This window comes from Marivirga tractuosa (assembly GCF_042140215.1).
In the GTDB taxonomy this organism is placed as follows: Bacteria; Bacteroidota; Bacteroidia; order Cytophagales; family Cyclobacteriaceae; genus Marivirga; species Marivirga tractuosa_A.
Genome location: NZ_CP159478.1, coordinates 1,472,329 through 1,490,529, shown reverse-complemented (window position 1 = coordinate 1,490,529; position 18,201 = coordinate 1,472,329). Strand labels below are relative to the sequence as shown.

At 35.9% G+C, this 18,201-nt stretch carries 18 protein-coding genes; 6 read left to right on the top strand and 12 right to left on the bottom strand.

Translation table 11 applies throughout. The annotated features are described in order from the left end of the window. Window positions 1-159 precede the first annotated feature (159 nt). The 9 genes from aroF to ABWH96_RS06835 form a co-directional block, all read right to left on the bottom strand. A complete protein-coding gene (gene aroF, locus ABWH96_RS06875; RefSeq protein WP_375580733.1) occupies window positions 160-1,173 on the bottom strand; it encodes a 3-deoxy-7-phosphoheptulonate synthase in 1,014 nt (337 codons plus the stop codon). Window positions 1,174-1,323: 150 nt separating this feature from the next. Beyond that, the gene (trpA, locus tag ABWH96_RS06870) at window positions 1,324-2,109 is read right to left on the bottom strand and encodes a tryptophan synthase subunit alpha (RefSeq protein WP_375580732.1); all 786 of its coding nucleotides are present in this window, start codon (window positions 2,107-2,109) and stop codon (window positions 1,324-1,326) included. 95 nt (window positions 2,110-2,204) lie between these two features. Continuing rightward, a complete protein-coding gene (gene trpB, locus ABWH96_RS06865; RefSeq protein WP_375580731.1) occupies window positions 2,205-3,386 on the bottom strand; it encodes a tryptophan synthase subunit beta in 1,182 nt (393 codons plus the stop codon). A gap of 108 nt (window positions 3,387-3,494) precedes the next feature. After that, window positions 3,495-4,136, bottom strand: a complete 642-nt coding sequence (locus tag ABWH96_RS06860; RefSeq protein ID WP_375580730.1) for a phosphoribosylanthranilate isomerase — start codon at window positions 4,134-4,136, stop codon at window positions 3,495-3,497. Between the two features lie 37 nt (window positions 4,137-4,173). Beyond that, on the bottom strand, window positions 4,174-4,986 hold the full coding sequence (gene trpC, locus ABWH96_RS06855; RefSeq protein WP_375580729.1) for an indole-3-glycerol phosphate synthase TrpC: 813 nt from the start codon (window positions 4,984-4,986) through the stop codon (window positions 4,174-4,176). A gap of 153 nt (window positions 4,987-5,139) precedes the next feature. After that, window positions 5,140-6,126, bottom strand: a complete 987-nt coding sequence (gene trpD / locus ABWH96_RS06850; protein ID WP_375580728.1) for an anthranilate phosphoribosyltransferase — start codon at window positions 6,124-6,126, stop codon at window positions 5,140-5,142. 75 nt (window positions 6,127-6,201) lie between these two features. Further along, window positions 6,202-6,774: an anthranilate synthase component II gene (locus tag ABWH96_RS06845; RefSeq protein ID WP_375580727.1), complete on the bottom strand. Its 573-nt coding sequence runs from the start codon at window positions 6,772-6,774 to the stop codon at window positions 6,202-6,204. A 9-nt stretch (window positions 6,775-6,783) separates the two neighbouring features. Further along, on the bottom strand, window positions 6,784-8,196 hold the full coding sequence (locus ABWH96_RS06840) for an anthranilate synthase component I family protein (RefSeq protein WP_375580726.1): 1,413 nt from the start codon (window positions 8,194-8,196) through the stop codon (window positions 6,784-6,786). Between the two features lie 582 nt (window positions 8,197-8,778). Next, the gene (locus tag ABWH96_RS06835) at window positions 8,779-9,003 is read right to left on the bottom strand and encodes a 30S ribosomal protein THX (RefSeq protein WP_375580725.1); all 225 of its coding nucleotides are present in this window, start codon (window positions 9,001-9,003) and stop codon (window positions 8,779-8,781) included. A 139-nt stretch (window positions 9,004-9,142) separates the two neighbouring features. On the opposite strand from ABWH96_RS06835, the gene ABWH96_RS06830 reads away from it, so the two are divergent. From ABWH96_RS06830 to ABWH96_RS06805, 6 genes are all read left to right on the top strand, one after another. Continuing rightward, window positions 9,143-10,114, top strand: a complete 972-nt coding sequence (locus tag ABWH96_RS06830; RefSeq protein WP_375580724.1) for a calcium/sodium antiporter — start codon at window positions 9,143-9,145, stop codon at window positions 10,112-10,114. Window positions 10,115-10,235: 121 nt separating this feature from the next. Next, complete coding sequence (locus ABWH96_RS06825) at window positions 10,236-10,937, top strand: C39 family peptidase (RefSeq protein ID WP_375580723.1); 702 nt, start codon at window positions 10,236-10,238, stop codon at window positions 10,935-10,937. After that, complete coding sequence (locus ABWH96_RS06820) at window positions 10,934-12,397, top strand: RimK family protein (protein WP_375580722.1); 1,464 nt, start codon at window positions 10,934-10,936, stop codon at window positions 12,395-12,397. The genes ABWH96_RS06825 and ABWH96_RS06820 overlap by 4 nt, the downstream gene beginning before the upstream one ends. Before the next feature lies 1 nt (window position 12,398). Then, window positions 12,399-13,634 carry a glutamate-cysteine ligase family protein gene (locus tag ABWH96_RS06815; RefSeq protein ID WP_375580721.1) on the top strand — a complete coding sequence of 412 codons (1,236 nt, stop codon included), beginning with the start codon at window positions 12,399-12,401 and terminating at the stop codon, window positions 13,632-13,634. Between the two features lie 332 nt (window positions 13,635-13,966). Beyond that, window positions 13,967-14,674 carry an N-formylglutamate amidohydrolase gene (locus tag ABWH96_RS06810; protein WP_375580720.1) on the top strand — a complete coding sequence of 236 codons (708 nt, stop codon included), beginning with the start codon at window positions 13,967-13,969 and terminating at the stop codon, window positions 14,672-14,674. A 359-nt stretch (window positions 14,675-15,033) separates the two neighbouring features. Continuing rightward, window positions 15,034-15,915, top strand: coding sequence for an alpha/beta fold hydrolase (locus tag ABWH96_RS06805; protein WP_375580719.1), 882 nt, complete (start codon window positions 15,034-15,036; stop codon window positions 15,913-15,915). Between the two features lie 472 nt (window positions 15,916-16,387). On the opposite strand, the gene ABWH96_RS06800 is transcribed toward ABWH96_RS06805, so the two are convergent. From ABWH96_RS06800 to ABWH96_RS06790, 3 genes are all read right to left on the bottom strand, one after another. Next, a complete protein-coding gene (locus ABWH96_RS06800) occupies window positions 16,388-16,810 on the bottom strand; it encodes a DUF3592 domain-containing protein (RefSeq protein WP_375580718.1) in 423 nt (140 codons plus the stop codon). A gap of 292 nt (window positions 16,811-17,102) precedes the next feature. Continuing rightward, window positions 17,103-17,450 (bottom strand): hypothetical protein, encoded by a 348-nt coding sequence (locus tag ABWH96_RS06795; protein WP_375580717.1) that lies wholly within the window; start codon window positions 17,448-17,450, stop codon window positions 17,103-17,105. 171 nt (window positions 17,451-17,621) lie between these two features. Continuing rightward, complete coding sequence (locus tag ABWH96_RS06790; protein WP_375580716.1) at window positions 17,622-18,071, bottom strand: GNAT family N-acetyltransferase; 450 nt, start codon at window positions 18,069-18,071, stop codon at window positions 17,622-17,624. Between the last annotated feature and the right edge of the window lie 130 nt (window positions 18,072-18,201).

Sequence of the window (18,201 nt, the reverse complement as noted above, 5' to 3'; positions counted from 1 at the left end):
AATAACCATTAGTTTAGAAAAATAAAGGCAATCATCTTACTATTCTATTTAGTTTTGAGGGGTTCTGGTTTTAAACTAGAGAAGTTTAATAAAAATCGAGTAAATAAAAATAGCAACCTCTTTTTAAAGATTGCTATTTATACTTATTGTAAAGATAAATCAATTCAATTCACCTCTCAGCTCATAAGCTTTTCGCATTTTGTTTACCATTGCTGTACTTTCAGCAAAGTATAATGATTGTTGGCCATCACTCATGGCTTTTTCAGGATCAGGGTGTAATTCATAAATCACTCCATCAGCTCCTGCCATTATTCCTGCTAAAGCCACTGGCTCAACATGCTTTCGAATTCCTATTCCATGAGAAGGATCAACCACAACTGGTAAATGAGTTCTATCTTTTAGAACGGGGATTGCATTGATGTCCAATGTATTTCGGGTCATGTTTTCAAAGGTCCTGATTCCTCTTTCGCATAAAATCAAATCTTCATTACCTCCACTGAAAACATATTCTGCAGAATAAAGTAATTCTTCAATTGTTCCACTCACCCCTCTTTTAATCATGACAGGTTTATCCACTTTTCCTAATTCATCCAATAAGTTAAAATTCTGAGTGTTTCTAGCACCTACTTGATAAATATCAATGAAATCATACATTTCTTCTACCTGCGAGACTTGCATCACCTCAGTAATAATTTTAATTCCAGCTGCTTTGGCTTTGTCATGCCACATTTTTAAGCCTTCCATTCCTAATCCGCGGAATGAATAAGGGGAGCTTCTGGGCTTATAAACGCCTCCACGCATAATTTTTACATTATTCTCGACCAAGTGAGCGATAACTGCATCCACCTGATCTTCATTTTCAATACTGCATGGGCCAGCCATAATATTGAAATGGTTTTGCGAAAGAATATCACCATCACGTAATTTGATTTCAGCCGGATTTACTTTCCATTTCTTGGAAACCAACTGATAATTATCGGAAACCACATGCACATCCTTAACTCCTGCTATATGTCCGATTTCACGGATGTCTATATCTCCTTTTTCTAAAGCCACTAAATAGAAGCCTTTTTGGGTTTGCACTTCGCTCACTGATTTAGTGAATTTACCCAAAGAGGAGATAAGATCTTCCTTTTGGGTGTTGTTTATGTCTTTTTCTAATTGTAAAATCATATTTTAGATTTTTAGAGTATAAAACCCAGAAACACTTCAAGCTTCCAACTTCATACTTCCTACTTTTTCAACTTACTTCAATTTATATCAATTTATCTCATTGCTATTTCCGGTCTGACCTTCGGTACTGACTTAAACATGTTACTTCCGTCATCCATCATCCTTCTTCCTAACTTTAGATATAAACCCTTCAATACTACCTTCCAAATCATCACCATCCAATGCCTTAATAAATGCACTTCCGATTATGCCTCCATCTGCATATTCATTGACCATACTTAAAGCTTCATGATCGCTGATACCGAAACCTACCATTCTTGGTGTTTTCAAATTCATGGCTTGAATTCTTTTCAAATAATCCAGTCTTTCGGGGCTATCACCCCAGCTTCCACCGGTGGTGCTTGAACTGCTCACCATATAAATAAATCCGCCTTCCTGTGCATCAACTTCCCGTATTCTATCTTCTGAGGTTTTAGGCGTAACTAAAAATACATTTTTCAAATTATACTTCTCAAATATCGGCTTAAACTGCAATTTGAATTCATGCATCGGCATATCTGGCAGAATCAAACCATCCACTCCTACTTCAGCACATTTTTGGCAAAACTTTTCAGTGCCGTATTTCAAAACATTATTACAATAGCCCATGATGAAAACGGGCTTATCCGTGATTTTCCGTAAGTCAGATAGTTGCTCAAAAAGTATATTCAAATTCATTCCATTAGCTAAAGCTTTCATGCTGCTCTGCTGGATGGTAGGACCATCAGCCAAAGGATCTGAATAAGGCATACCTATTTCAATTACATCCACATCCGTTCTATCCAAAACTTTTAAAATGCTTGTAGTATCATTCAGATTAGGATAACCTGCTGTAAAATAAATCGTCAGCTTTTCTTTATTCTTCTGCTGAAATATATGTTCAATTCTATTGGTCATTATGTTAGAGTCAAGAGTAAAGAATCTAGAATTAAGACTACAGCGGAGAGCCGTGCTTAATTCTTAATTCCTAATTATTAATTATTAATTACATTTCAGTAGTTTCCAAAGTTGATATAAGTCTGCAAGTCCTTATCACCTCTTCCTGATAAATTAATCACCACTATATCATCCTTTTTAAATTCAAACTGATCCAAAGCAGCCAAAGCATGTGCAGTTTCCACTGCCGGAATAATCCCTTCCAACTTGCTTAACTCAACTCCTGCATCCATAGCTTCTTTATCCGTTACATATTTAAAGATACCTCTTTTGCTTGCATATAAATGAGCATGCAAAGGACCAATCCCAGGATAATCTAATCCAGCAGAAATTGAATAGGGTTCTGTTACTTGTCCATCTTCCGATTGCATCAATAAGGTTTTAAAACCATGCAAAACTCCAGAACTCCCTCTGGCTGTGGTGGCAGCTGTTTCACCGCTATCTAAACCATGGCCAGCTGCTTCCACCGCTACTAATTTCACTTTTTCATTATTCAGATAATGATAAAATGCACCAGCTGCATTGCTTCCTCCTCCTACGCAAGCTACCACATAATCGGGTGCATTGGTGCCTTCTTGTTCTTGCAATTGCGCCATCATTTCCTCGCTGATAACTGACTGGAAACGAGTCACCATATCAGGGAAAGGATGAGGGCCTACAACTGAGCCAATAATGTAATGTGTATCATCCGGATTATTGATCCAGTAGCGCATGGCTTCATTTGTGGCATCTTTCAAAGTTCTTGAACCGGAAGTAGCAGGAATAACTTCAGCCCCCAAAATCTTCATACGCTCTACATTCGGCTTTTGCCTTTCCATGTCTACTTCACCCATAAAAACTTTACAAGGTAAATCCAATAAAGCACAAGCAGTAGCAGTAGCCACTCCATGTTGACCTGCTCCCGTTTCGGCTATAATTTTCTTTTTGCCTAATCGCTTGGCTAGCAATGCTTGTCCGATAGCATTATTGATCTTGTGAGCTCCCGTATGGTTCAAGTCTTCTCGTTTAAGATAGATTTTGGCACCATGCTTTTCGGATAGTCTTTTAGCTAAAAACAAAGGTGTTGGTCTGCCAACATAATCCTTTAACAAAGCCTTGAATTCCTCTATAAATTCTGGCTCTTGTGAAATCTTCAAGTAATTATTTTTCAACTCTTCGATATTCGGATGCAAAAGCTCTGGAATATAAGCTCCACCAAACTCTCCATAATATCCGTTTTCATCTATTTTTATTTCCATATCATTAGTATTGAGTAGTGAGTATCTGGTATCTAGTACAGAGATATTCACCATATATTTCTAATTATTTCAACTTTACTATCTATTTATATCAACCTTATATCCAATTTATTTCTCATCGAATATGTTTTCCATTAGCTTTCTTACTTTGCTTAAATTCTTAAGTCCAGGCTCATCTTCCAGCTTACTATTAAAGTCCAATGCATAAAGATTTTTAGATTTGAAACTGTTAATCATTTCCATGTCATCTACTCCTAAACCACCACTAAGGAAAAATGGCTTTTTAATTTTACTATTTCCCAATACATCCCAATTGAATTTGACCCCATTTCCACCTGGTAATTTCCCTTTGGTATCAAATAAAAAGTAATCGGCTTCAGTATATTTATTTAAAATCTTTGCATCAAAATCATCATCCACAGAAAACACTTTAATCACTTCCAAGCCTTCTTCTTTTAAAGCCTTTACCATTTCTGGCGTTTCATTTCCATGCAACTGAACCACATCAAAAAAACCTTTATCCGCAAAATCTAAAATCTTTTCAAATGCCTCATCTACAAAAACTCCCACCCTTTCAGTCTCGCCAAAACTTAATTTGATTATTTCCTTCATTTGATCTTCCTGAACATATCGGGAAGATTTTTCAAAGAAAATAAATCCAAGATAATCAGGTTCAAATCTCAAAATCTGCAGGATATTCTCTTTATCCCGCATTCCGCAAATCTTTATTTTCAAATCTTGTTTTTCCATTTCCTTTATAAGGTTTTTGATTTAAACTTTAAACATTTTATTTGGCTACTTCTTCTCTCAACAAGTTTTTAACTTGTTGGGAAAATCTTTGACAGCTTTTGCCTGGCTCGCTGCTTTTCATAAATAAAGTCCCAATTAAAAAGCCATCAAATCCTGCATTTTTCATGGCCACTACATCTTCTGGAGTTTTCAAGCCACTTTCTGCTATTTTTGGTACTCCCGCAGGTAGTTGATTAGCTAACTTTTTAGCTACTTCCAAATCAGTATTAAAACTTTTCAAATCACGACTATTGATTCCCACTAAATCAGCATAATTGCCGTAATGGGAATCCAATTCTTCCTGATTATGAACTTCCAATAAAACTTCCATTCCTAATTCAGAAGCTAGAGAAGCTAATTCCTGACATAAGGTTTTATCAATCATAGCTGCGATTAATAAAATGGCATCTGCACCATGCGCTTTAGCCTCATAAACCTGATAAGGATCCAGCATAAAATCTTTTCTTAGTATAGGGCAATAATTAAATTTTCTGGCTACTTCCAAATCTTTCAAACTTCCGCCAAAAGAAGGCTCATCAGTCAATACAGACAAAGCACTTGCTCCACTTTGCATATAGCCTATAGAAACTTCCTCCACTGAAATGTGTGAATTAATCTTTCCTTCAGAAGGTGATTTTCTCTTAATCTCGGCTATTATCCCAGTTTTAGTTTCATCCATTACATAGGATTTCAAACTGACTGGTTTTGATTTATAATAGAGCTTCTGCTTCAAAAAATCCACTGGGAATAGCTTTTGACGCTCCGCTACTTCTGCTTTTTTATATTCTGCTATTTGTTGTAAAATGTTCATTTTTTTAAGTTTTAAGTCCTAAGTAATAGGTTTTAAGTATTAAGTTATAAGTACAGAGTACTGGGTACAAAGTACAGAGATGACCATATATTTCAATTTACGTTCACCAGCTAGCCAGCAATCCCCCTTTGGGGGCTAGGGGGTTATTGCGGGCTATGGAGCTAACCTTTTAAACACCCCATAAGCCTTTCCAGATTCAATAGCTTCTTTTGCTGCTTCAGTTGCTTCTAATAAATTATCATATTTCCCTGCTGCTTGTAATGCTAATGCGCTATTTGCGTAAACCACTGAATTCTGTGCTTTTGTTCCTTCTCCTTTTAAAATATCGGTGAATATTTTAGCGGCTTCCTCTATGGTTTCTCCCCCATGGATTTCTTCTGCTTTTATTTGCTCCAAACCGAAATCTTCTGGCTTCAAGATTTTTTCTCCTGTAGATGAAAACACTTTAGTTTCTCCCGTAAGCGAACATTCATCATATCCTTCTAAGTCATAAACCACACTATATTGTGTATCGGATTCCTGAAATAAATAAGAATAAATTCGTGCTAATTCATGACTAAAAACTCCTGCCATTTGTTTTTTGGGTAAAGCCGGATTTACTAAAGGACCCAACATATTGAAGAAGGTTTTAACTCCAAGTTCTTTCCGAATAGGCCCTACAAATCGCATAGCAGGGTGAAATTTTGGTGCATGTAAAAAACATATTCCACTGGTTTCCAATTGCTTTTCCAATTCAGTTTGCTCATTGGTAAATTCATAACCAAAGTGCTCCAACAAATTGGAACTTCCACATTTGGAAGAAACTCCATAATTACCGTGCTTTACTACATTTTGTCCGCAAGCTGCCACTACAAAGGCAGACATCGTACTAATATTAAAGGTGTTCTTTCCATCACCACCAGTACCGCATAAATCCATACCATCATAAGCTGATAAATCAATCGGAACTCGCAATTCCATCAATCCATCACGGAAACCCGCTAATTCCTCCACCGTCACCGGCCGGATCATAAAAAGCGTCATAAAAGCCGCCAGTTCCGAATTGTTAAACTCCCCCTGACCAATCCGTAAGAAAATAGCTTTCGCTTCTTCTTTAGTCAAGGTGTTGTATTGTGATAATCTATTTATAAGTTCTTTCATTCTTTTTTAAGTCTTAAGTTTTAGGTTATAAGTTTTAAGTGTCAAGTACTGACTTATTCTCCGCCCGTTGGCGGATTAGGGGGCTTGGACTATCCAATTTCTCAAAATCTGTCCTCCCTCTGGTGTCATCACCGATTCAGGATGAAACTGCAATCCGCAAACATCATATCTTTTATGCTTACAAGCCATAATTTGTCCATCATCTGAACGAGCTAAGATTTCCAAATCTGCTGGAAAATCCACCTCATCTATCACCCATGAATGATATCGCCCTATACTAATCTCTTTATTTACTCCTTCAAATAAATAATGATCATCTAGTTTAGCTTTACTTTGAATACCGTGCATAACAGGCTGTATGTTCAAAAGTTTGCCGCCAAAAGCTTGTCCTATGGCTTGATGCCCAAGGCAAATACCTAAAATTGGTTTTTCAGCAGCATATCGTTTGATCAACTCTAACATAATACCAGCATTTTCGGGAACGCTTGGCCCAGGAGAAAGCAAAATTTTATCATATTTAGCCACTTCCTCTACAGTGATTTTATCATTTCTGATCACATCTATTTCAACATCAATATTTTGTTGCCTGATGACCTCCACCAAATTGTAAGTGAAGGAATCGTAATTATCGAGTAATAGTATCTTCATTTCCTTCTCTTATTTTTGATGTTGATCAAATAAATGTTCAGCTTTTTCCATAGCTTTTCGCAAGGCAAATAGTTTGTTATGCACTTCCTGCAGCTCACTATCAGGATTAGATAAAGCCACAATCCCTGCTCCTGCTCGGTAATTCAATTTATTGTTTTTGCTGACGAATGAGCGGATTACAATAGCATGATTTAAATTTCCATTTAAACCAATCAAACCTACAGCTCCGCCATATAATCCTCTTCCAGTAGGCTCATACTTATTGATAAGCTCAAGTGCTTTGTATTTTGGCGCCCCGCTTAAGGTTCCTGCAGGAAAAGTATCTGCTAATAATTTAACTGGTGATTTTTCAGGAACGTCTGCTGTTACTTTACTTACCAAATGAATGACATGAGAATAGAATTGAATTTCCTTATATACCTCCACTTTTACATTCTTTCCATGTTTTGATAAATCATTTCGACCTAAATCAACCAACATGGTGTGCTCAGCATTTTCCTTTTCGTCATTCAAGAGCTCTTCAGCCAATTTAGCATCAGCCTGATCATCTCCGCTCCTTCTATAAGTTCCTGCTATTGGATTCACATAGGCTTTATTGCCTTTAACTCCAACTTGCGCTTCAGGTGAAGAACCGAATAATTTATAATCGCCATAATCGAAATAAAATAAATAAGGAGATGGATTTAATGATCGTAAGGCACGATACACCGTAAATTCATCTCCTTTAAATTCCTGCGAAAACGCTCTTGACAGCACCATTTGAAAGACATCGCCCAATTGAGCATGCTCTATTCCTTTATTTATGATATTCAGGAATTCCTCATCCCTCATATTGGTTTCTTCCTCCCCTACTTTCTTGAATTGAAATTGCGGAACTGAGCGATTCAAAATCACCTGCACCAAATCATTGCGGTCAAAATCATAAGTTTTTCCAAGCTGATGCTCAAAAACGTGTAACTCATCTTTAAAATGGTCAAAAACCAATACGAATCTGTAGAAATGATACCGGAGAAATGGAATATCTTCCTGCACTTTTTCAAAATGGATATCTTCAAAATACTGTACACCATCGAAGCCAGTAGCTCCGAAAAAACCACTTTCTTCAAAATCTTCCTGAGGAAATAGATCTTCAGCTTCAAACTGATTAATAAAGGATTGCAATTTATCAGGTAAGTCTAATTTGCTATCTAGTTTTTCAGTTTTACTAACCCCTTCAATCTCTGTGTAGAAGTTATCTTCAGTGGCTTTTACTTCCGCAATAGATTGAACCCCAATGTAGGAAAAACTATTTCTTCTGGTGTGATAATCAGAACTTTCCATTAAGAATGTATGAGGAAACTGATCCCTCAAGCGAAGGTAAAGCGCTACCGGGGTGAATGAATCAGCCGGGAGCGTAATGTGTTGCTTTTTGATTTTGGTCATCTTTAAATCAATTAATATTTTTTGGTTAACAATGTTTTAAAATTCCTTTTGCCTAATAGACTATAAAACTCGACCGCAGGCGTCTTTGACGCTTTTAATGTCTCGCGAAGACGCGGAGACGCAAAGTTTTCGCAAAGGAAAATTGGTTCTATATCAAAAATGTAAATAGTCATTTTTTTTCTTCTCTTTTACGTTGCGAGGTCGTTGCGCCTCCCGACTTTCAGTGCGGGACAGGCTATGCGTCTTTGCGAGAATTACCTTTTTCGGCTTTGCCGAAATGAAATAATCTTAAAAAGAAAAAAGGCTTACCGGATGTCCGGTAAGCCTTTTTGTTCGCAATTAAGCATGGCATATCCCTTCATCCCGTTTCAGATGTTTTCTTGTGCCACCACCATGCGTTATTTAATTTATTAATCATTTTTATCAATTCTAAGTCAAAAAAAAACCTCACTTGACAGCGAGGTTTTGAATATTGTATATACCAATGCTGTCCTCTAAATATTAGAAGTCCACCACCAGTTGATATTTGTATTTCTTTTTTGCATTTGCACAAATGTAAACGGCAAATTCAAATAAGCAAAATTATTTGTCAGCTTTTTCTGTTTTTTTCTTAGCAGTGGTTTTTTTGGCTGCTGTAGTTTTCTTGGTTGCGCTAGGTTTTTTATCATCATCAGTCTTTTTCTCAGCCTTAGGTTTAGCCGAACTTGATGCTACTTTATCGTTATCAGCATTAGGTCTTGGCCTAGTATTTCCATAACTCCCCATCCAAATTTTACCTTTTTTTGTTTTTCTATCTCCTTTTCCCATAATATTATAATTTTTGTTTCACTTAATTTCAGATTCCTAAAATAAGAATAATTAAACTATTTTGATAAAATTTTATAATTCTTGTTTTCCAATAAAAATACTTGTGCTAACTTGATGAGCATAAAAACAGCATTGCAATTTGGAACTATTTCTAGATACGTTATTCATCATATTAGGATTTATATTATTAATCAAAGGAGCTGATTTTATGGTCAGCGGAGCCTCTTCATTTGCTAAAAGATTTAATGTTTCAGAAATAGCCATTGGTTTAACAATTGTCGCCATGGGTACCTCCGCACCAGAATTAGTAGTGAATTTGGTATCTGGTTCACAAGGATTAGACGATGTAGTTTTCGGTAATTTGATTGGTAGTAATATATTTAATTTATTTCTTATTTTAGGTATTGCAGGAGTTATCAGACCACTTGTTGTTCAATCTGAAACCGTCTGGAAAGAAATTCCTTTTAGTATGGGATTAGTAATCATTTTATTTATTCTGGTGAATGATTCCTTTTTCTTTGGGAGCGAAACAAATACTTCAGGATTAATAGATGGATTTATCCTTTTACTCCTTTTCATAGCTTTCATTTATTACGTTTTCTATAATGTAAAAAAGAGTAATCACACTTTAGATATACCAGATGAAATCCCAATACATAGCCACTGGGTTACTTTATTGTTAATTTTGGGAGGATTGACAGGATTGGTAATTGGTGGTAAACTAGTGGTTGATAATGCAGTGGATATAGCAAGAAGTTTTAACTTAAGTGAAAAATTAATTGGTTTAACCATCATTGCAGCAGGAACTTCTTTGCCAGAATTGGCTACTAGCGCAGTGGCTGCCTATCGAAATAGAGCAGACATAGCAATCGGAAATGTCATAGGCTCCAATATCTTTAATTTAACATTTATCCTAGGCATAAATTCAGTAGTAACTCCATTGACCTTCAATACAGATATGAACTTCGATTTTTATGTATTAATTGGAGGATCCATCTTGTTATTTATATTTATGTTCACCCTTAAAAACAAAAAACTAGATAGATGGGAAGCTATTCTGTATTTAGTGACTTTTATAGCCTATATCAGCTATATATTTATTAGAAAATAAGCATAATTAATAGCTGATTATCAGTTGTTTAAATATAATTATCAAATTAATCAAAAATAAAATCTTTAAAAGAAACTAATCCTAAAATCCAGCGTTATCGAATCAGTTTTGAACTACTAATTTGAAAAATAACACACTCAGACTGGATATTTCCAGACAACCTAATGACAGCACTTGTGGCCCCACGAGTTTGCATGCCGTTTATAATTTTTTTAACGAGGAAATTAGCCTCGAAGAAGTCATAAAATCCATTGAATATTTAGAATCTGGTGGGACCTTAGCCGTAATGCTAGGTATTGATGCTTTAAAAAAAGGCTTTCAAGCAGAGATTATAACATTCAATTTGAAAGTATTTGATCCTAGTTGGTTTCAAGATGACAATATTAACTTAATCGAAAAGTTAAAAGCTCAACTGAAGTTTAAAAAGACTCCTAAATTCAAGCAAGCCTCATTAGCTTATATTCAATTTTTGGAAAAGGGTGGAAAAATCACCTATAAGACCTTAAATAAAAATTTATTGCAGTCTTATTTGATTCAAGACATCCCCATTTTAACCGGATTGAGTGCGACCTATCTCTACAATGAGAAAAGGGAGTTTGGAGAAGAACCGGTACTTTATGATGACATCAAAGGTCAACCATCCGGTCATTTTGTAGTATTGAGCGGCATTAATTATGAAAATAGCAGTGTTCAAGTAGCTGATCCTTTACACGGAAATCCTTTTGATTCACAATTATATTCAGTAGATATTGATCACCTAATTTGCGCAATTCTTTTAGGGGTAATCACCTATGATGCAAATTTATTAATTATAAATAAATGAAGATTATTATAACCGTCACTAGCCTAAAAGATTGGGATTTTGACATACAAGATGTAGAAGTTGTCACGGGAAAGCAGTACCTAACCAATCCTGTTTATTCCAACTTAAAAAATGCCAGGGTTTTTAACCTTTGCAGAGATTACAAATACCAAAATACGGGATATTATGTATCCTTATTGGCTGCTGCAAGAAAACATAAAGCCATTCCGAGTATTAATACGATTCAGGAAATGAAGACACTTTCTGTTGTAAAAATTTTATCAACAGAACTGGATTCTTTAATCCAAAAGTCACTTAAAGATATCAAGTCAGAAAAATTTATTTTAAGTATCTATTTCGGAAAAAACCTTTCCAAGAAATACGATGCCTTGAGCGTACAATTATTCAACTTATTTCAGTCTCCATTTATACGTGCCCATTTCACATTAAGGGATGGTAAATGGGCAATACAGAATATTTCACCTATTGCATCTGGCGACATACCTGAAGATCACCGGACATTTGTGGAAGAAGCCACTAAAAAATACTTTGAAGCTAAAAAATTCAGTGTACCTGAACGTACAACTGCTGCTTACTCCATGGCTATTTTGTGGGATCCATTGGAGAAAACTGCACCTAGCTCCGAAAAGACTTTGCAAAAATTTATTAAGGCAGCAAACCAAAAGGGAATTCAAGCCAACTTAATTACCAAAGATGATTACAGTACGCTTTCTTCTTATGATGCACTATTCATCAGAGAAACAACGGCCGTAAACCATCATACTTTCCGATTTGCTCAGCGTGCAAAAGCAGAAGGATTAGTAGTGGTAGATGATCCAGAAAGCATTATCAAATGCAGCAATAAAGTCTATTTGGCTGAGCTTTTGAAAATGCACCTTATCGATGCGCCCGAAACTTTAATAATTCATAAGGAGAACATCCATTTGGCACCAGATATTCTAGGCTTCCCCATTATTCTGAAACAGCCTGATAGTGCTTTCAGCCAAGGCGTAAGCAAAGCTGAAAACATGGGAGAATATAAAAAGAAGGTAGCTGATTTGCTGGAGAAATCCGATCTGATTGTAGGTCAACAATTTTTGCAAACAGATTTTGATTGGCGTGTAGGTGTTTTCAACGGAGAGGCCATTTATGCTTGTAAATATTTTATGAGTAAAGAACATTGGCAAATCGTCAACTGGAATAACAATGGAAAGTATGGAAAAGTAGAAACTATGCCTGTTGAGCTGGCACCAACAGCCTTGATTAAAACTGCCGAAAAACTATCCAAATTAATTGGGGAAAGCCTTTATGGAGTGGATATCAAACAAAAAGGTAATAAGTTTTTTGTAATTGAAATCAATGATAATCCTAATATAGATACAGGCGTGGAAGATGCCGTTCTTAAGGATAAATTATATAGTAAAATGATGGATGTGTTTTTAAACCGCATCCAAAAATCTAAACAAGTAGTACTGAATTAAGATGGAAGCAATAAATACAACTAAAACCTACTCTCTATTTGAATGCATCGGCATAGAGCTGGAATACATGATTGTGAACCGCAAATCATTAATGCCAGCTCCTATTTCTGATCAATTGATATTAAAGAAACTTGGACAAATCACAGATGAACTGGAAAACGGTAGCATCAGCTGGTCCAATGAATTGGTATTGCATGTATTGGAATTGAAAACTACTAATCCTATGCCCGGAGTGGAAGGATTATCTCATGATTTTCATCAAAACATATTGGAAATCAATGAGATTTTGGAGCCATTGGATGCGCAATTGATGCCGACTGCCATGCATCCGTTATTTAATCCAATTAAGGATGTAAAGCTTTGGCCGCATGAGCGGAATGAAATTTACAGCAGATACAATCAAATATTCGATTGTAAGGGACACGGCTGGGGCAATTTGCAAAGTATGCATATCAATCTTCCATTTGCCAATGATGAAGAATTCTACTTATTGCATGAGGCAATCAGGCATATCATGCCTTTAATACCTGCTTTAACGGCCTCCTCTCCTATTTTTGACGGACAGAAATCAGAGATTTTGGATAATAGATTGGCTTTCTATGAGCAAAATCAAAAGAAAATTCCTTCTATCACGGGAAAAGTAATTCCTGAATCTGTAGCTAACAAAGCGGAATATGAAGATGTGATATTCAAGAGAATTTTTCAAGATATCGCACCTTTTGATAAAGACAAAAGTTTGCAATATGAATGGCTGAATTCAAGAGGTGCAATTGCTCGTTTTGACAGAAATGCCATAGAAATCAGAATTATTGATTTGCAGGAATGCCCAGCAGCAGATCTTGCTATAGCTGAATTTGTGGTACAAGCATTAAAATTTATCATTCCACATATCAAAGAGCATAACCCGATTGATGAGTATGAGCTCTATGATATTTACCGATTAGCGCTGGAAAAAGGTGGGAAAAGCATGATTTCAAATGAAGAATATCTTCGAATTTTTGATTTGGATAAAAAAGAGAAAGTGAGCATAGAAGATGTATGGAGACATATTTTCAAACATGTTTACTTATCAGATGATAAAAAAGAGATCATTCAATACATCCTTGACAATGGTAACCTTTCGCAACGTATTTTAGAAAATCTAAAAGACAGAAAGTGGTCGGATGAAAACATTAAAAAGGAATATGCGATTTTGGTGGATTGTTTGAAAGATAATAAGCTTTATGAGCTAAGGTAAGAATAGCTTTATACCAGAAAATTAATCCAGATAAATCGGGATCGAGATGACGCCCTCAATGCTATCAAGTTAAGGGGATTTCCTTAAAGACTTTTTCGCTTAAGCGAAAAACCTTTTGTTTTCTTTTATATCTTTTGTGGTTGGAATTTGCTACAGTTGATAAAGATTACCACCATTATTTGTTAACCACAAAAGATACAATAGAACACAAAGGAAAATAACCAAGGTTATTTTTTAGGATTACAGTGAACAATATGGCTTCAAGGCTTAACTTATTAGCATTGAAGCCGAAATGAAATTATTTAACATGAGGATATTCTCAAATAAAAGAAATGACTAAGTTCATCTTCAGTTGTGAGCACGGGGGCTATGAAATCCCCGAACTTTATAAATCTTATTTTACTGGACAAAAAGCTGTATTGCAAAGTCACAGGGGCTGGGACAAAGGGGCTTTGGAGATTGCCAAATACATAAGCCGTAGAGCTGATAGTAAATTAATATCCAATTCCGTAAGCCGCTTATTGATTGAATGCAACCGAACTTTAGGGCATGAGGATTTATTCTCTGAATTTTCGAAAAAGATGCCGGAAGAAATCAAGAAAGAATTAATTGAGGAGTACTATTTGCCTTATAGAAATCAAATTGAAAGAAAAATAGAACAGCATTTACATCATAACCATCAAGTGATTCATCTCTCTTTTCATAGTTTCACGCCTGTTCTAAACGGAGAAATAAGAAAGACCGAAATCGGGATTCTGTTTGATCCTGCAAATCATCTTGAGCAAGAATTTGCTGAAGCCTGGAAAGCAAGTATAGATGAAAAAATGGATAGCTGGAGAGTGAAATTTAATTACCCCTACAAAGGCACTGATGATGGATTAACCACTTATTTCAGAGGAAAATATAAAGAAAATTATGCTGGTTTGGAACTGGAAGTCAATACCAAATTGATGGATATTTATCCAATGCACCAAATCAGCAACTGGGTCTTCCCTCCTGTTTCTTACCACAAAGGCCATAAGGATAAAAAGAAAGCCTAAGGCTTTTGATTTAACCACAAAGGTCGCGGAGATTTCACAAAGTTTCACGGAGAAATGAAAGCCTAAGGCTTTTAGGTTATTCACGCAAAGCCGCTATGACGCAACGACCTCGCAACCTAAAGAATGATAAAATAGATAATTATGAACAAAACATATTTTTCTTTGCGAAAACTTTGCGCCTTAGCAGCTTTGCGAGAATTTTTTACAGCCTTTGGCTATTCTTTTGTTATCTTTTCTTTTGTGGTAAAAAAAGCTTTAGCTTTCCCTCCGTGTCCTTAGTGAGAGTCATAGAGTAACTTTGTGGTTAAAAAAAATGTGATCTATTATGCATGCCTACTAGTTTTTATATAATTTCAAGCATGCAATCAGAAAGTCTATTTATTGAAAAAGAAAACTATACCCTTCACCTCAAGCGGTTTTACACCAAAGAAAAAGCTCCATCCGTATTTCTAGTACATGGAAGCATAGAAGACGGCAAAATATTCTATTCCAAATCGGGTAAAGGTTTTGCGCCCTTTTTAGCCGAAAATGGATTTGATGTATTTGTGGCGGACTTAAGAGGCAGAGGAAAAAGCAAGCCTCATCCAAGTCGAGATAACAACTTTGGAATGGCATCTGCTTTTGAAGAAGACATTCCTGATTTCATAGCAAAAATTAAATCTATTAAGGGCAAGGAACCCGATCATTGGGTTTCTCACAGCTGGGGTGGTGTGCATTTGATGGCTTATTTGGCTAAAAATGAAGCGCCCAATTTAAAATCAATGGTCTTTTTTGGCAGTAAAAGAGATATCAGGGTAAAAAATCTCAAAAAGTTTTTGATAGTAGATTTATTATGGTTTGGCTACTGCACTTTCCTAGCTAAAACTAAAGGTTATTTACCCGCCAGACAGTATAAAATTGGCAGTGCCGATGAAGCCAAAGACTATTTCTTAGAAGTAAATAAATGGGTGCGCTCGCGAGACTGGAAAGACCTTAGGGATGGCTTTGACTATGCCGCTGCCCTGCAACAAAAAACGTTACCGCCTATTCTCTCCATCACAGGTGCCAATGATAAACAGATAGGTCACCCGGTAGACTGCAGGCGATTGCTAAAAGAAATTGGTGATCAGGATAACTTTACCTTTAAAGTGATTGGCAAACAGCAAGGCTATCAACATGATTATGATCACATCAATTTGCTAACCCATAAAGATGCAAAGGATGATCATTTTCGGGAGGTTTTGGAGTGGTTGAAGGATTGAAACTTCGCAAGGGTTTAGCTTCAGAACGCGCGCTATGGAAAGTATAACATGAAAAAGTTATACTAGAGATTTTAGGCTCCGTAGGTGCCTACTTATGGTAACTGAAAACTGTGGGCAGTACAAAAGCTCCGTAGGAGCGGCCTTATGCTAAGATGATTGCTTCCATATATAAGGTCGTTCCTACGGAACTTTAGGGATTTATCTTGGAGATTGTTACCATAAGGGCGTTCCGCTGGAACTTATCCAAGCCCTGATTAACAAAATACGATTTGGTCTGACGGCTGGAGCCGTCTGACCGATACATGAAACTGCCATTTTTACAGTTTAGCGGTTTGACGGTTCAAACCGTCAAACCGCAGCGCAAATATTTTACTTTTATCAATTCGAATTTAATTTCTTCAAGCGGGTTAAATAAGCCTGTTATTAAATCCAGTACGATAAATACGTACAGTAGAAGCAAGAATTTTGAGAGCTATGTATTCTCGAAGTTTAATTCTATAATTTCCAAATAGCCTAAAAGACCAAGTATCAACATCAGAATGCCAACGGCCACAAAAATACGAGGCAAAATCTCCAATCTAAATATTGAATTAATTTCAACTTCTTCAGGATTTTCTTGATTGTAGATCAATTGAAGTTTTTTACCTTCTTCAAGGGCTGGATATTGTCCGATGTCAAGTTCTTTGGTAATCCATTCTTGCTTTTCGGTTAAAAACCGCACCACAGGAAAATACAAACCCGTTTTATTGTTAATACTCCCTTTAAAATTATTTTTGAATACAATCCCTTCTGCTTTTATTCCATTTCTGATCAAACTAATTCCCTTTTGCCATAGGTGAACTCCAACAATTAAGGGGATGATGGAAAAAATGGCGATCAGAAGATTATTATCCATTTGATTTTGAGTTTAGGGAAAAGACTCAGCTTTTTCAATCCTTATTTATTTTCTTCAAGCAGGTTAAATAAGTTTATTCGTAATTTTGATTCATTCTATCGAACAAATTGCCACCATGCACAGCATGGCGGGAACGGGGTACACTTAAAAAAAATTCAACTCCCTCATGCTGAGCATGGCTGGGACGGTGAAAAATAGTTTAGAACTTTTTATGTCATTAACCTTAAAATCTAGATAATGCTAATTTTGGAGATTAATTTCAGTTTACTTTTTGGCTAACCCTCCAAAGATATTACTTTTCCTCTTCTTCCTCTTTCGTTTTTATCAAAATTACACCGTATTCTATTCTAGTTCCCAAGTAGAAATACTTATCGTTTTCAAAGTTTAAAGAAATTGAACTAACATCTTTTATTTGGACAGTTCTCAGAGTATCCATAAACACATGATGTCCATTCAATATTACAGGAATTTCAGCTTCCTCACTTATCTTCACGTTTGAATACTTTTGTCTGTCTTTATTAACTTGATCTCTTATAGCGTCCGCAATTGGATATACTGTCTCACCACTATAGTAGTGTTGTCCATATGCAATGCTACTTAATAAAAGTAATAAGACTAGTGAAGTTATCTGTTTACTCATTATAATTAATAATTATGTTCCCGATTGATTCTCTTCTTTACATCACCATTACAGTAAATGTATACTAATTTGTAACATCTAGAAAGTTAATTTCTAGAATTAACTTTAAAATATTTACTAAAAAAAAGGTGTAGATCAAAAATGTAATTATCTCTAGCTAGTACGGTGAAATTAGACTTTTTCGCTAAGCTGCTCCATTTGGTATAGGTCAAAACCCTTCGCCCAATAGTCTTTTTCTACTTTTAAGAGTTTAAAGCCCATCTTTTCGTAGAATTTATCAGTATATTGAGAGGTTCTGACTATGATCTTTTCAATATCAGCTTTTGTATTGATATGCTGGATTCTATGTTGGGTCAGTTTCCTCCCTATTCCTTTACCGTGTTCAGTGGGTTTGATAATATCCCAAGAAAATACAGCGGTTTTGGCTTGTGGTTCGTAGTTAATGCCGCCCGCTCCTACTATCTGGCCTTTATCCTCCACTACAAAGTAATCTTCGGTTTCATTCTCAAGGTAATGGACTAATCCCGCTCTTTCCGTTTCATCAAAATATTGCGGTGTGTTCCAATCAAATAATTGAAGGATAACTGCTTTGTCGGAGGATATGTAAGGTCTGATTTTCACGTTTATTGCTCTAATATATGGATTAGTCCGCAGGCGTCAAAGATGCTTAGAAGTTCTCGCGAAGACGCTAAGGCGCAAAGTTTTCGCAAAGTAAACAGATTGTTATTTCCCTGATGCTTAATTCAAAAAA

Coding starts and splice junctions, on each gene's coding strand:
- aroF (WP_375580733.1), bottom strand. CDS start 1,173: ATGATTTTACAATTAGAAAAAGACATAAACAACACCCAAAAGGAAGAT.
- trpA (WP_375580732.1), bottom strand. CDS start 2,109: ATGACCAATAGAATTGAACATATATTTCAGCAGAAGAATAAAGAAAAG.
- trpB (WP_375580731.1), bottom strand. CDS start 3,386: ATGGAAATAAAAATAGATGAAAACGGATATTATGGAGAGTTTGGTGGA.
- ABWH96_RS06860 (WP_375580730.1), bottom strand. CDS start 4,136: ATGGAAAAACAAGATTTGAAAATAAAGATTTGCGGAATGCGGGATAAA.
- trpC (WP_375580729.1), bottom strand. CDS start 4,986: ATGAACATTTTACAACAAATAGCAGAATATAAAAAAGCAGAAGTAGCG.
- trpD (WP_375580728.1), bottom strand. CDS start 6,126: ATGAAAGAACTTATAAATAGATTATCACAATACAACACCTTGACTAAA.
- ABWH96_RS06845 (WP_375580727.1), bottom strand. CDS start 6,774: ATGAAGATACTATTACTCGATAATTACGATTCCTTCACTTACAATTTG.
- ABWH96_RS06840 (WP_375580726.1), bottom strand. CDS start 8,196: ATGACCAAAATCAAAAAGCAACACATTACGCTCCCGGCTGATTCATTC.
- ABWH96_RS06835 (WP_375580725.1), bottom strand. CDS start 9,003: ATGGGAAAAGGAGATAGAAAAACAAAAAAAGGTAAAATTTGGATGGGG.
- ABWH96_RS06820 (WP_375580722.1), top strand. CDS start 10,934: ATGAAGATTATTATAACCGTCACTAGCCTAAAAGATTGGGATTTTGAC.
- ABWH96_RS06815 (WP_375580721.1), top strand. CDS start 12,399: ATGGAAGCAATAAATACAACTAAAACCTACTCTCTATTTGAATGCATC.
- ABWH96_RS06810 (WP_375580720.1), top strand. CDS start 13,967: ATGACTAAGTTCATCTTCAGTTGTGAGCACGGGGGCTATGAAATCCCC.
- ABWH96_RS06805 (WP_375580719.1), top strand. CDS start 15,034: ATGCAATCAGAAAGTCTATTTATTGAAAAAGAAAACTATACCCTTCAC.
- ABWH96_RS06800 (WP_375580718.1), bottom strand. CDS start 16,810: ATGGATAATAATCTTCTGATCGCCATTTTTTCCATCATCCCCTTAATT.
- ABWH96_RS06795 (WP_375580717.1), bottom strand. CDS start 17,450: ATGAGTAAACAGATAACTTCACTAGTCTTATTACTTTTATTAAGTAGC.